Annotated in this window: 9 protein-coding genes; all 9 read left to right on the plus strand. The window is 71.6% G+C overall.

Going from position 1 to position 13,742, the window contains the following annotated elements:
- The first annotated feature begins 26 nt into the window (after nt 1-26).
- The 9 genes from OHT51_RS27965 to OHT51_RS28005 all read left to right on the plus strand — a co-directional run bounded on the left by OHT51_RS27965 (nt 27) and on the right by OHT51_RS28005 (nt 13,685).
- Nucleotides 27-791 (plus strand): TIGR03936 family radical SAM-associated protein, encoded by a 765-nt coding sequence (locus OHT51_RS27965; RefSeq protein WP_328881674.1) that lies wholly within the window; start codon nt 27-29, stop codon nt 789-791.
- Between the two features lie 262 nt (nt 792-1,053).
- On the plus strand, nt 1,054-5,118 hold the full coding sequence (locus OHT51_RS27970; RefSeq protein ID WP_328881675.1) for an Rne/Rng family ribonuclease: 4,065 nt from the start codon (nt 1,054-1,056) through the stop codon (nt 5,116-5,118).
- Between the two features lie 247 nt (nt 5,119-5,365).
- On the plus strand, nt 5,366-5,686 hold the full coding sequence (gene rplU, locus OHT51_RS27975; RefSeq protein WP_007381993.1) for a 50S ribosomal protein L21: 321 nt from the start codon (nt 5,366-5,368) through the stop codon (nt 5,684-5,686).
- A gap of 14 nt (nt 5,687-5,700) precedes the next feature.
- On the plus strand, nt 5,701-5,955 hold the full coding sequence (rpmA, locus tag OHT51_RS27980) for a 50S ribosomal protein L27 (RefSeq protein ID WP_010041940.1): 255 nt from the start codon (nt 5,701-5,703) through the stop codon (nt 5,953-5,955).
- Nucleotides 5,956-6,061: 106 nt separating this feature from the next.
- A complete protein-coding gene (obgE, locus tag OHT51_RS27985) occupies nt 6,062-7,507 on the plus strand; it encodes a GTPase ObgE (RefSeq protein WP_328881676.1) in 1,446 nt (481 codons plus the stop codon).
- Between the two features lie 381 nt (nt 7,508-7,888).
- The gene (locus OHT51_RS27990) at nt 7,889-8,845 is read left to right on the plus strand and encodes an FG-GAP repeat domain-containing protein (protein ID WP_328881677.1); all 957 of its coding nucleotides are present in this window, start codon (nt 7,889-7,891) and stop codon (nt 8,843-8,845) included.
- 53 nt (nt 8,846-8,898) lie between these two features.
- Complete coding sequence (locus OHT51_RS27995) at nt 8,899-10,398, plus strand: FG-GAP repeat domain-containing protein (protein ID WP_328881678.1); 1,500 nt, start codon at nt 8,899-8,901, stop codon at nt 10,396-10,398.
- 56 nt (nt 10,399-10,454) lie between these two features.
- On the plus strand, nt 10,455-11,936 hold the full coding sequence (locus OHT51_RS28000) for a VCBS repeat-containing protein (RefSeq protein WP_328881679.1): 1,482 nt from the start codon (nt 10,455-10,457) through the stop codon (nt 11,934-11,936).
- Between the two features lie 189 nt (nt 11,937-12,125).
- Nucleotides 12,126-13,685, plus strand: coding sequence for an alkaline phosphatase D family protein (locus OHT51_RS28005; protein WP_328881680.1), 1,560 nt, complete (start codon nt 12,126-12,128; stop codon nt 13,683-13,685).
- Nucleotides 13,686-13,742 lie beyond the last annotated feature (57 nt).

Raw genomic sequence — 13,742 nt, forward strand, 5'->3', positions numbered from 1 at the left:
CCGAAGGCCCGCCGCCCGCACCCGCGGTGCAGCGCATCCGACTGCGCTACACCAAGCGCGGCCGCCTCCGGTTCACCAGCCACCGTGACTTCCAGCGCGCCTTCGAGCGTGCGCTGCGCCGTGCCGAGGTGCCGATGGCGTACTCGGCAGGGTTCACGCCGCATCCGAAGGTGTCGTACGCCAATGCCGCACCCACCGGCACGGGCAGTGAGGCGGAGTATCTGGAGATCGCGCTCACCACAGCGCGGGATCCCGAGAAGCTGAGGGTTCTCCTCGACGAGTCGCTGCCCACCGGCCTCGACATCGTCGACGCGGTCGAGGCCCGGACCTCAGGGCTCGCCGACCGGCTCACCGCTTCCGTGTGGGAGCTGCGGCTGGACGGTGTGGAGCCTGCCGAGGCCGAGCGAGCCGTGGCGGCCTTCAACGCCGCCGAGGCGGTCGAGGTCCAGCGGATGACCAAGAACGGCGTCCGCACCTTCGACGCCCGCCCCGCGGTCGTACAACTTGAAACACAGAGTGAAACGGCTGATAGGCCGACCGACCAGCCCTGTGCGATACTGCGGCTGGTTGTTCGGCACGTGACGCCTGCCGTACGACCCGACGACGTCCTGTCCGGTCTCCGCGCCGTGGCCGACCTGGCGCCGCCGGTCCCCGCAGCGGTGACCAGGCTGGCGCAGGGGCTGTTCGATGAAGAGACCAGCACGGTGACCGACCCGCTCGCGCCCGACCGCGAGGCAGCGACGGCCCCAACCGAGGCCGAGACCGCTGCCGCCGCGACGGCGCCGGCGTAAGGAAGGTTCCGCGTAGGGACGGTCGTCGAAGCGCCGCCCTCGTACTCGGGAGCCACCTGGGTCGGGCAGCGCACCGACCAGAAGACTTTCGCCAGGCCGTACGCATTCGGCGTACGGAACCGGCGAGACAGGACACAGAGAGCTCCCGTGCGGCGCCCGCGCCCCGGACGGCGGCAGTCGCGCAATGCGCGAGCCGCGGACGTCACCGGCATACCGCCGGACCAGGTGCGGCGCCCGGGAGCCTGACGGGAGAAACGCCCGCATGCTCGAACCGACCGAACCCAACGAGGGTTCCGAACTGAACACTCCCAGCGACACCCTGCCGCCGCGCCGGCGGCGCCGTGCCGCGTCCCGCCCGGCGGGCCCGCCGACGGCTGCCGCCGAGGCGCAGCCCACAGAGGTGGTCGAGCCGGCCATACCGGTCGCAGACGCCTCCGATGTGGCGGCCCTGACCGAAGACGCCGAGAAGCCCCAGGAGCACATCGACGCCGTCGTGGCCGCCGTGGCCGAGGCGACTGCTGAGGACGCGGACGCCGAAGAGACCCAGGACGCCGAAGAGGCGGAGGGGACGGCGGAGGCCGCCCCTGCCGGCCGTACGCGTCGACGTGCGGTGCGCCGCGCCTCCGCGCCGGCCGGAACGCCGGCAGCCGCCGAGGTCGCCGAGACCGTGGTGCCGGTGACTGCCGCCGCACCCGTCGCCGAGCAGGCGCCCGCTGCCGCCGAGGAGACGGCGCCGCCGCGTTCGCGTCGCCGCGCGGTGCGTCGCGCGTCCGCACCCGCCGGTGCTCCCGCGCCGACGGAGGCCGCCGAGACCGTGGTCTCGGATGCGTCCGGTACGGCCGCTGAAGTGCCTGCCGCCGTTGAAGCCGCCGCCCCGGCCGAGGACGCCGAGGAGGCCGCGCCCCGTCGTACGCGTCGCCGTGCGACCCGTCAGGTTTCCGTGCCCGCCGGTGCTCCCGCCGCCGACGAGGCCGCTGCCTCTGCGGTGGCCGACGAGAGCGCCGAGGCGCCCGTGAGCGACGAGGCATCCGCCGACGCCGAGGAGGCCGCCGAGGCTGCCCCGCGTCGTACGCGTCGGCGCGCCACGCGGCGTGGGACCGCAGGTGCCGATGAGACTCCCGAGACCAATGCCGCCGAGGCACCCGTCGAGACGCCGGTGACGGCGGCGACGCCCGTGACCTCCGGTATCGACACCGTGACCGCCGCGGTCGCCGGCCTCGGCGAGCCCACCGAGGCACCCGCCGCCGAAGCCGACGAGAAGGCCGCCCCCCGCCGCCGTCGCCGTGTCGTCCAGCGGGCCGCCACCGGCTTCGCGGCGCCGGCTCAGTCCGCCGCCTCCGAGGGCGGCGAGGCGCAGCGCCCCGCGCGGCCTGCCGTGGCCGTGTTCCAGGCGCCCGTGTTCACCGAGCCGCAGTTCCAGACGCCCCAGCGCGCGGCCGCCGAGGCCGCCGCCGAGGCGGAGCCCGAGGACGTCGAGGAGTTCGCGGCGGAGGAGCAGCCCGCCGCGTCGAAGCGTCGTCGCCGGCGCCGCGGCGCCGGGTACGGCGACGAGGCCGAGGCCGCCCAGAGCGTCGAGGCCGCCGCCGAGGACGAGACCGAGGAAGCCGAAGACGCGGAGACCGAGGACGCCGCCGACGGTGACGACTCCGAGGAGACCGGGTCGCGTCGGCGCCGTCGGCGTGGTGGCCGGCGTCGTCGTCGGGGTGAGTCCGCGGACTCCGAGTCCGAGGGCGGTGACGCCGAGGGCGACGAGGTCGCCGCGGCGCAGGCCGCACAGGACGCCGAGGACACCGCCGAGCAGGACGAAGAGGACGCCGACGACGCCCGAGGCGAGGACGGCGGTTCCGCCTCCAGCCGTCGTCGCCGGCGCCGTCGTCGTCGCGCCGGTGACTCCTCCGTGGACACCGAGCCCGGCGAGGGCGACCCCGAGCGCACCGTCGTCAAGGTCCGCGAGCCCCGCCCGAAGGCCGAGCCGTCCGACGAGGTGCAGTCCATCAAGGGCTCCACGCGCCTGGAGGCCAAGAAGCAGCGCCGCCGGGAAGGCCGTGAGCAGGGCCGCCGCCGCGTGCCGATCATCACCGAGGCCGAGTTCCTGGCCCGCCGCGAGGCCGTCGAGCGCGTGATGGTCGTCCGCCAGCACGGCGACCGTACGCAGATCGGCGTCCTCGAGGACAACGTGCTCGTCGAGCACTACGTCAACAAGGAGCAGTCGACCTCGTACGTCGGCAACGTCTACCTGGGCAAGGTCCAGAACGTGCTGCCGTCGATGGAGGCCGCCTTCATCGACATCGGCAAGGGACGCAACGCCGTCCTGTACGCCGGTGAGGTCAACTTCGAGGCGCTCGGCATGGCCAACGGGCCGCGCCGCATCGAGTCCGCCCTGAAGTCCGGCCAGTCCGTGCTCGTCCAGGTCACCAAGGACCCGATCGGGCACAAGGGCGCGCGTCTGACCAGCCAGGTCTCCCTGCCGGGCCGTTACCTCGTGTACGTCCCCGAGGGCTCCATGACCGGCATCAGCCGCAAGCTGCCCGACACCGAGCGGGCGCGGCTGAAGACCATCCTCAAGAAGATCGTCCCCGAGGACGCGGGTGTCATCGTCCGTACGGCCGCGGAGGGCGCGAGCGAGGACGAGCTGCGCCGCGATGTCGAGCGACTGCAGGCGCAGTGGGAGGACATCCAGAAGAAGGCCAAGAACGGCAACGCGCCGACGCTGCTGTACGGCGAGCCGGACATGACCGTCCGGGTCGTCCGGGACATCTTCAACGAGGACTTCTCCAAGGTCGTCGTCAGCGGTGACGAGGCCTGGGAGACCGTTCACGGCTATGTCTCGCACGTGGCGCCGGACCTCGCCGAGCGGCTGTCGAAGTGGACGTCCGAGGTCGACGTCTTCGCCACGTACCGGATCGACGAGCAGCTCGCCAAGGCGCTGGACCGCAAGGTCTGGCTGCCGAGCGGTGGTTCGCTGGTGATCGACCGGACCGAGGCGATGGTCGTCGTCGACGTCAACACCGGCAAGTTCACCGGCCAGGGCGGCAACCTCGAGGAGACCGTCACCAGGAACAACCTGGAGGCGGCCGAGGAGATCGTCCGCCAGCTGCGGCTGCGCGACCTCGGCGGCATCATCGTCATCGACTTCATCGACATGGTGCTGGAGTCCAACCGGGACCTGGTGCTGCGGCGCCTGCTGGAGTGCCTGGGCCGCGACCGTACGAAGCACCAGGTCGCCGAGGTGACCTCGCTGGGGCTCGTGCAGATGACCCGTAAGCGGGTCGGCCAGGGCCTGCTGGAGTCCTTCTCCGAGACCTGCGTCCACTGCAACGGCCGCGGTGTCATCGTGCACATGGAGCAGCCGACCTCCGCCGGAGGCGGCGGCAAGCGCAAGAAGCGCGCGCGGGCCGGTGCCGGTCCGGAGCACGTGCACGAGGCCGCCGTCGCCGTCGAGACGGCCGAGACGGCCGAGGAGGAGGCGGAGTCCGAGGCCGAGGTCGCTGCCGAGGCCGCCCGGCCCGCCGCACTCCCGGAGCCTGCCTTCGCGCCCGACGATGAGCTGTACAGCAGTGTCGCCGAGGCGGAGGCCGCGGCCGGGCGTGGCGGTCGTTCGCGTCGCCGTGGCGGTCGGCGGGCGTCCGCTCCGGCGGGTGCGCCGAGGAAGTCCGAGGCGGTTCCCACGGCTCAGGACGTCACCGTCGAGCAGGAGGTCGAGCGTCCGGTGCAGCCGGAGTCGGCCGCCGAGGCGAAGGCCGAGCCGATGGCCGTGGAGGACGCGGTCGTCGAGGCCCCGGCCACCGAGGAGGCCGCGCCCAAGGGGCGTACGCGGCGTCGTGCGACCCGCAAGGTGTCCGCGCCCGCCGGGTCGCCCGCGGGGGCCGAGGCCGCCGTCGTGACGGTCGGCGAGGTCGCCTCCCCGGCGTCCGAGCAGGCCCCGGCCGAGGCTCCCTCGGAGCAGGCCGAGCCGGCTCCGGCCGAGGCTGTTGCCGAGAGCGCCGCTCCGGCCCGGACCCGGCGCCGTGCCGTGCGCAAGGCCACCGCGCCGACCGCGTCCGAGGAGACGGCCGTCGTGGTCGTCCCGGCCGCTGAGGCGGAGTCCGCCGTCGCTGCGGAGGCCCCGGCCGCCGCGGACGACGTCGAAGAGGCGGCTCCGGCCAAGAAGACGGCCCGTAAGGCGGCCAAGAAGGCCACGGCGAAGAAGGCCACCACCAAGAAGACCGCGGCCAAGAAGACGGCCGCGAAGAAGGTGACGGCCAAGAAGGCGGCGAAGACCACCAAGACGGCCGCTGCCAAGTCGACGGCGAAGAAGACCACGGTCTCGGCCGCCACCGACGAGTGACGCGCGACGCCTGATACGTGGTGCGGCCGGTCCATGTGACCGGCCGCACTGCGTTGAAGCCCGGCCCGGTTTGACCCCCTTGCCCGCGGCCCCGTAACCTTGACCGTCGGCGTGTCCGTAGATATAGGCACGCCACATCCCCGTAAACCTCATCCCTCCGGAGCACTGGGTGTTCTGGAGAGGCCGCTCGCGTGCCGGGCGGCTGGACTGCGGGGGTGCCGTTCCCGAGCGAGAGAGTGAGATCCGCGTGTACGCCATCGTGCGCAGCGGTGGTCGCCAGCACAAGGTTGCTGTCGGCGACATCGTTGAGGTTGACAAGATTTCCACTGCCAAGGTTGGCGACACGGTCGAGCTCTCGACCCTGCTCGTTGTCGACGGCGACGCTGTGACCAGTGACCCGTGGGTGCTGGCCGGCATCAAGGTTCAGGCCGAGGTCGTGGACCACCACAAGGGCGTCAAGATCGACATCCTTCGCTACAAGAACAAGACCGGCTACCGCCGTCGTCAGGGCCACCGCCAGCAGTACACGGCGATCAAGGTCACTGAGATCCCCGCGGCTGCGAAGTAAGGGACTGAGGAGAGATGGCACACAAGAAGGGCGCATCGTCCACCCGTAACGGTCGTGACTCCAACGCTCAGCGCCTCGGCGTGAAGCGCTTCGGCGGTCAGGTCGTCAACGCGGGCGAGATCCTGGTCCGTCAGCGCGGCACCCACTTCCACCCGGGCGCGGGCGTCGGCCGTGGCGGCGACGACACGCTGTTCGCCCTGCAGGCCGGTTCGGTGCAGTTCGGCACCCACCGTGGCCGCAAGGTCGTGAACATCGTTCCGGTCGCCTGATCGGAAACTTTCGCGAGGCGGACCTCACTTCCCTCACGGGAAGCGGGTCCGCCTTTCGCGTGTTAGTTCTCAAAGAACACCCCGTACGTAACTGGAGGCACATCCCATGACCACCTTCGTGGACCGCGTCGAGCTGCATGTCGCCGCGGGTAGCGGAGGCCACGGCTGTGCCTCCGTCCACCGTGAGAAGTTCAAGCCGCTCGGCGGGCCCGACGGCGGCAACGGCGGGCGCGGCGGGGACGTGATCCTCACCGTCGACCAGTCGGTCACCACGCTGCTCGACTACCACCACTCCCCGCACCGCAAGGCCACCAGCGGCAAGCCCGGTGAGGGCGGCAACCGCTCCGGCAAGGACGGGCAGGACCTGGTCCTTCCCGTGCCGGACGGCACCGTCGTTCTCGACAAGGCGGGCAATGTGCTCGCCGACCTGGTCGGGCACGGCACGTCGTACGTCTCCGCGCAGGGCGGCCGGGGCGGGCTCGGCAATGCCGCGCTGGCGTCGGCGCGGCGCAAGGCGCCCGGGTTCGCGCTGCTCGGTGAGCCGGGGGACCTCCAGGACATCGTCCTGGAGCTGAAGACCGTCGCCGACGTGGCGCTGGTCGGGTACCCGAGCGCCGGCAAGTCCTCGCTGATCTCGGTGCTGAGCGCCGCGAAGCCGAAGATCGCGGACTACCCGTTCACGACGCTGGTGCCCAACCTGGGTGTCGTGACGGCGGGCTCGACCGTCTACACCATCGCCGACGTCCCGGGGCTCATCCCGGGCGCCAGCCAGGGCAAGGGCCTGGGCCTGGAGTTCCTGCGCCACGTCGAGCGGTGCAGTGTGCTCGTGCACGTCCTGGACACCGCGACGCTGGAGTCCGACCGTGACCCCGTCTCCGACCTCGACATCATCGAGGCGGAACTGCAGGAGTACGGCGGGCTCGACAACCGGCCGCGGATCGTCGTCCTGAACAAGATCGACGTACCGGACGGCAAGGACCTCGCCGAGATGGTGCGACCGGATCTGGAGGCCCGTGGCTACCGGGTCTTCGAGGTGTCCGCCGTGGCACATCTCGGGCTCAAGGAGCTGTCGTTCGCGCTGGCCGACCTGGTGGGCAGGGCGCGGGCCGCGAAGCCGACGGAAGAGGCGACGCGGATCGTGATCCGGCCGAAGGCCGTCGACGACGCCGGCTTCACCGTGACGCGCGAGGACCTCGGCGGCGAGCCGCTGTTCCGGGTGCGTGGTGAGAAGCCCGAGCGCTGGGTGCGGCAGACCGACTTCAACAACGACGAGGCCGTGGGTTACCTCGCCGACCGGCTCAACCGGCTCGGTGTCGAGGACCAGTTGATGAAGGCGGGCGCCCGGTCCGGCGACGGCGTGGCCATCGGGCCCGAGGACAACGCCGTCGTCTTCGACTGGGAGCCGACGCTGATGTCCGGGGCTGAGATGCTCGGCCGGCGTGGCGAGGACCACCGCTTCGAGGCGCCGCGGCCCGCTGCGCAGCGGCGGCGTGACAAGGAGGCCGAACGGGACGAGGCCCTCCGGGAGTTCGACGACTTCGAGCCGTTCTGAGGCCTGGGGGGCGTGCGGCGTTGTCGGTGCCGTGGACTGGGGGCTGCCGCCCCCATGCCCCCGCTTCGGCCTGAACGGCCTCGTCCTCAAGCGCCGGACAGGCTGACTTTGCCCGGGCTGGCGTTCACAGTGCACCGCGGACGAGCTGGGATGCCTGGGCCGGTGCCCCGGCGCCAGCGTGTGCCGCTGGCCGGATTGGTTAACTCCAGGAAAATTCGCGGCGTATCCCAGGGCAACCCCTTCGATCCCCGGTGAGTCGTACTGGGCGGCGTGGGATGAGGATCTTGAACTTTCGAGGCCTCACCACCGTCAACTGCCCATCGGATTCCCGGAGTCGACGTGGTCGAGGCTGTTTCGCGCAGAACGCGGCATAGCGCCGCCATGGCTGCCGCCCTGGTGGCCGCGAGTGTCCGTGTACTGCTGGCGAGGTCCGCCCACGCGGCGACCCCCGTCGAGGCCGGTGACCGCTTCGGCTCGGACCTCGTCACGGCCGACCTGGACGGCGACGGATACAGCGACCTGCAGGTGGCCGCCGATGACGAGCGGTGGGAGCAGGGCGGCAACGCACGGGAGGGCAGCCGCACCGTGCTGTGGGGCGGCCCCGACGGCTTCACCTCGGGGAAGGTGCGGCCCACTGTCGGAGACAGCCCCTACCCGAGCGGCGACGGGACCGTCACCGGTGACTTCAACGGCGACGGGCATCAGGACCTGCTCGACGACGGCCGTGTGGAGTACGGGCCGTTCGGGCGCGGCGGTCAGCCCGCCGGCACGACCGGGGCGCAGCTCGTCGACGGCGGCCTCGACCTGGTCAGGGTGGTGGCCGGCGATGTGGACGGCGACGGCATCACCGACCTCGTCACCCTGGCCCGCTCGTTCGACGCGGACGACGAGGGCAACCGGGGCGAGCACCTGAACTTCCTGCGCGGCGGCCGCCACGGCCTGCGTCCCCTCGTCGTCCTCAGGGACGCCCAGGGCGAGAGGATCAGACCCGGCCACACGCCGGCCCTCGGCGACGTCAACGGCGACCACCGCGACGACATCGTCGTGGGCCAGGGACGGCTCAGCTTCCTCTTCGGCACGGCGAGCGGCCCGGCCGACGCCGTCGCCCCCCGGACCATCACCCAGGACACGCCGGGCATGCCCGGCGCCGACGAGGCCGGGGACGTGCTCGGCTACGACCTCGCGGTCGGCGACATCAACGGCGACGGCCACGGCGACGTCCTGGCCGGCGACCCGTACGAGTACCTGGGCACGGTGCAGCAGGCCGGCGTCTTCGGCGCCGGCACCCTCGGCACGGTCGCGAGCGGCGCCCGGCTCGGTGACCGGTTCCCGCGCTGATCAGCCGCCCCCCAACACGCCATCACCCACATCTTTCTCACGTCAGGAATCACATGGCTTCGCGTTCCCACCGCCGTACTCCGCGTTTCCGCCGCAGACGGATCGTCCTCGCCACCGGCGTCGCGCTCGTCGCCGGGGCACTGGTGGTGCCCGCCGTCAACGCCGCCACCGAGGCCAAGGCCGCCACGCCGAGCAGCAAGCGGCTGCACGACGACTTCAATGGCGACGGGTATCCCGATGCGGCGATCGGTTCCCCGTTCGCAGCGGTGGGAGGGGCACCGCTGCGCGGCGCGATCAGTGTGCTGTACGGCTCTTCCAGCGGGTTGTCGACCTCGCGCAAGCAGGTGCTGACGTGGCCCAACCGTACGAACGAGGGGTATTACGGGGCCCAGTTGACGAGCGCGGACCTGGACGGGGACGGATACGCGGACCTGTTGTCGACCGCCGAGTCGGAGACGCCGTACGTCGACTCCGGGTTCGCCCTCGTCGTCAACTGGGGCGGCCCGAAGGGGCTGTCGGCCACACCGACGAGACTGACCTGGAGGACCGGCTATGAGTGGGGCGGCCGGTTCACCGTCGCGGACGTGGACGGCGACAAGCGACCGGACGTGGTCATGGTCAGCGACGACAGGCCGGACGCCGAGGCACCCGGCACGGTGTGGCACGGCCCGTTCACCCGCACCGGCAAGCCCGCGAAGACTGGCTCCTTCGACATCGACCCCGACGGGCACTCGTCCTACCACTCCGTGACGGCCGGTGATGTGAACGGAGACGGCATTGCGGACCTCGCCGTGCGCACCTCCTCTCAGGACGAGCCGGACTCGCGCGCGGTGTCCCTGCTCACGGGCGGCCCCGACGGCCTCACCTACCGGGGCAATCTCAAGGACGCCCAGGGCAGGATCGTCGGCGGCGAGGACGCGAGGATCGGCGACCTGAACAAGGACGGGTACGGCGACGTCGTCGTCGGTCACTCCAACGACAGCCTTGACAGCGACGTCGAACTGCCCACGAAGGGTGGTGCGTTGGCCGTCGTCTACGGCGGTCCCGGCGGCGTCTCCAGCACCCGCAAGCCGGTGTGGATCAACCAGGACACCGCCGGTGTGCCCGGCGCCGGCGAGCACGGCGACGGCATGGGCTCGGGGCTGTCCATCGGCGACACCGACGGCGACGGCTACCTCGACGTCGCGACCGGGCTGCCCGGCGAGGACTTCGACGGCCTCACCGACGCGGGCACCGTGCTCGTGCTGCGTGGCAGCGCGAGCGGGCTGACCGCCACCGGCTACAAGTCGTTCAGCCAGAACACCGGCAAGGTGCCCGGTACCGCCGAGGGGCAGGACCGTTTCGGTCAGAAGACCGCTCTCGTCGACGGCAACGGTGACAGGAGGCACGGCCTGGTCGTCGGGGACCCGGCCGAGAACTACAACATGGGGTCCGCGTGGGTCTTCTCCGCCACCTCCAGCGGCGTCACCGCCGCCAATTCCTTCTCGTTCGGTCCGGCCACCATGGGCCTGACCGTGACCGCGGCGCAGTTCGGATCGTGGCTGGCCGACTGAGAGCGGCCACAGCCCCGTACCGAAATCCCCCCACGAAAACGACAGGAGAAAGCACCATGAACAGGCGCAGAGGAACCTGGCGCACAGGACTCGCCGTCGTCATGGCGGTGACGGGAGCGGCCGCTGTGCCCGTCGCCCACGCGGCCGGGGACACTCCGCCCGCAGTCGAACTCCGGGACGACTTCAACGGCGACGGCTACTCCGACCTCGCGGTCGCGGCGCCCGAGGCGACCGTCGACGGGAAGTCGAAGGCCGGTTACGTCGCCGTGGTGTACGGGTCGGCCAGTGGGCTGAAGACCGCCTCCAAGCAGGTCATCAGCCAGAACACGGCCGGCGTCACCGACTCCGCCGAGACGGAAGACCTGTTCGGCAGCGCGGTGAGCAGCGCCGACCTCGACCGGGACGGCTACGCGGACCTGATCGTCGGCGCCACCGGTGAGGACTCCGTCGAGGGCGGTGCCGAGACCGGGATCGTGCAGGTCGTCTGGGGCGGGGCGAGCGGGCTGTCCGGCGGGACGGCGCTGGCGTACGGGCGCGAGACCTATGACCGGCTCAGCGCCAAGGGGCAGCTGACCGTCGGCGATGTGAACGGTGACGGGGCGCCGGACCTGGTCGTCGTCGAGAGCCAGGTCAAGCTGCGGGTCGTCAAGGGCCCCTTCGGCCGCGACGGTTCCGCGAGCGGCGGGGAGCAGATCGTCCTGGACGACTCCGACCCCCGCTTCCTGGACCTGGCCACCGGCGACGTGAACGGTGACGGCGTCGACGACGTCGTCGGCACCATGCACGACGGCGACGAGTACGACGCCCGCCGCATCACGTACTGGCGGGGCGCGCCGGACGGCCTCGCCGAGGGGATCGTGCTCCGTGACGCCAGGGACTGGCGGGTGCAGGGCGGCGAGTCCCTCGACCTCGGTGACGTGAACGGGGACGGGTACGAGGACATCGTGGTGGGCCGGTCCGTCGACGGCTACGACAGCGACCTCGACACCCCGATCCCCACGGGCGGCCGGGTCGCCTTCATACCGGGCTCCGCGAACGGGCCCGTCGGTACGAAGGCGATGTACGTCAACCAGGACAGCGCCGGAGTCCCCGGCGCCGCCGAGCGCGGCGACGGCTTCGGCTCCGACGTCTCGGTCGCCGACGTCGACGGCGACGGGTACGCCGACGTCTCCACGGGCGTGCCCGGTGAGGACTTCGACGGGCTGAGCGACGCCGGCGGTGCCGTCGTACTGCGCGGCGGCGCGAACGGGTTGACCGGCACCGGCGCAGGCGGAGTCAACCAGGCCACCGAGGGTGTGCCGGGCGCGGCGGAGGCCAAGGACGCCTTCGGCGGCGCGACCCACCTCGTGGACGCCAACCACGACGGCCGCGCGGAACTCGTCGTGGGCGCACCGGGGGAGAACGCGAACGCCGGGTCGGTGTGGGTGTTCAAGTCCACCTCGGCCGGCATCACCCCGACGGGCTCGCTCACCTTCGGCGCCGGGACCCTCGGCACGGTCGCCGCGAACGCGAAGCTGGGCTCCGGGTTCAACTACTGATCCAGCCGGGTTCATTCACTGATCGACCGGCAGACCCGTTGCGGCAAGGGCTCCTTGCCGTGCCGCAGCGGGTCTTCCGTTGTCTCCCTAGTTGTCATGCACGCGAAGCTCACAGTTCAGCAGCCAGGCCGCCCTCGGGCGTGAGCATCCGAAGTGTCCAAGAGGCCAGCGAGGCAGGGGAGTTCGCCGATGACCGGTGTTTCCGGATCCGTATCGCCCGACCGACGCCGCTTTCTGACCGCGGGTGCCGCGGTGCTCGGCGCCGCGGCCTCCGCCCAGCTGTGGCTGCCGTCCGCCGCCCGGGCCGCCGAAACCCCGCTGCCCGACGGCGTGTTCAGCCTCTCAGTCGCCTCCGGTGACCCGCTGCCCGACGGCATCGTGCTGTGGACGCGCCTCGCCCCGGACCCGCTGCACGGCGGCGGCATGCCCGACCGCGTGGTCTCCGTCGAGTGGGAGATCGCCGAGGACGAGCGGTTCCGCAAACCGGTGCGCCGCGGGGTCGCCCAGGCCCGGCCCGAGCTGGGGCACAGCGTCCACGTCGACGTACGACGGCTGCGCCCGGGCCGTACGTACTGGTACCGCTTCCGCACCGGCGGCCAGCTCTCACCCACCGGCCGTACCCGCACCGCGCCCCACCCGACGAGCTCCGGCGGCCGGCTGCGCATGGCGCTGGCCTCCTGCCAGAACTGGCAGCACGGCTACTTCACGCCGTACGCCGACATGCTCGACCAGGACCCCGACTTCGTCCTGTTCGTCGGCGACTACATCTACGAGTCCACGCCGTCGGCGACGGGTGTGCGTCGGCACGAGGGCACGGGTGAGCCGTACAGCCTGGCCCAGTACCGCAACCGGTACGCCCAGTACCGCACCGACCCGGACCTCGCCGCGATGCACGCGGGCGCGCCCTGGGTGGTCACCTTCGACGACCACGAGATCGACAACGACTTCGCCGGCGAGATCCCGCAGGACCCGGACAAGCAGCCGCACGACGCGTTCGTGGCCCGGCTGACCGCGGGCTACCAGGCGTTCTACGAGCACATGCCGGTCCGTGCGAGCGCCATCCCGAACGGCCCGCACATCCAGATGTACCGCCGTCTGGAGTTCGGCCGCCTGGCCCGGCTCAGCGTGCTGGACACCCGGCAGTACCGCAGCGACCAGGTCAAGAGCCAGGAGGCGGCCCAGGACCCGTCGCTCACCATGCTGGGGGCCGAGCAGAAGAGCTGGCTGATCGACGGGCTGCGTCACTCGCCGGCCCGCTGGAACATGATCGGCTCGCAGATCATGATGGCCGAGACCGACCTCAAGGTCGGCGAGGGCAAGCTCTGGTACTACGACGCCTGGGACGGCTACCAGGTCGAACGCAACGCCCTGATGCAGGAGATGAAGCAGGTCCGCAACCCGGTCGTGTTCACCGGCGACCGCCATCTGACGATGATCAGCGACCTCAAGGAGGACTACGCCGACCCGGGCTCGGACGTGGTGGGCGCCGAGTTCGTCGGTACGTCCATCTCCAGCAACGGCGACCAGGACCAGGACGCCTTCCACAGGGAGTGGGACCCGCGCCTGCCGGACAACCCGCACTGGAAGCTCCTCGATGCCCACCGCGGCTACCACCTCTTCGACATCCGCCGCGACGGCATCGACGCGCAGGTGCGGATCGTGGACACGGTGCGCACACCGACGGCCACGCCGAGCACGCTGGCCCGGCTGCGGGTCGAGTCGGGCGAGCCGGGCGTCGAGGTCGTGTAACTCCCGCAACCTCGGTCACTTCCGTAACACCTGCTGGAGGGCCTGGGACTCATCCGT

The organism is Streptomyces sp. NBC_00299, from assembly GCF_036173045.1.
In the GTDB taxonomy this organism is placed as follows: domain Bacteria; phylum Actinomycetota; class Actinomycetes; order Streptomycetales; family Streptomycetaceae; genus Streptomyces; species Streptomyces machairae.

What these genes read in the sequence shown, in the direction of transcription:
- obgE (WP_328881676.1), top strand. Translation starts at nt 6,062, where the DNA reads ATGACCACCTTCGTGGACCGCGTCGAGCTGCATGTCGCCGCGGGTAGC.
- OHT51_RS28000 (WP_328881679.1), top strand. Translation starts at nt 10,455, where the DNA reads ATGAACAGGCGCAGAGGAACCTGGCGCACAGGACTCGCCGTCGTCATG.
- OHT51_RS28005 (WP_328881680.1), top strand. Translation starts at nt 12,126, where the DNA reads ATGACCGGTGTTTCCGGATCCGTATCGCCCGACCGACGCCGCTTTCTG.
- OHT51_RS27995 (WP_328881678.1), top strand. Translation starts at nt 8,899, where the DNA reads ATGGCTTCGCGTTCCCACCGCCGTACTCCGCGTTTCCGCCGCAGACGG.
- rpmA (WP_010041940.1), top strand. Translation starts at nt 5,701, where the DNA reads ATGGCACACAAGAAGGGCGCATCGTCCACCCGTAACGGTCGTGACTCC.
- OHT51_RS27970 (WP_328881675.1), top strand. Translation starts at nt 1,054, where the DNA reads ATGCTCGAACCGACCGAACCCAACGAGGGTTCCGAACTGAACACTCCC.
- OHT51_RS27990 (WP_328881677.1), top strand. Translation starts at nt 7,889, where the DNA reads ATGGCTGCCGCCCTGGTGGCCGCGAGTGTCCGTGTACTGCTGGCGAGG.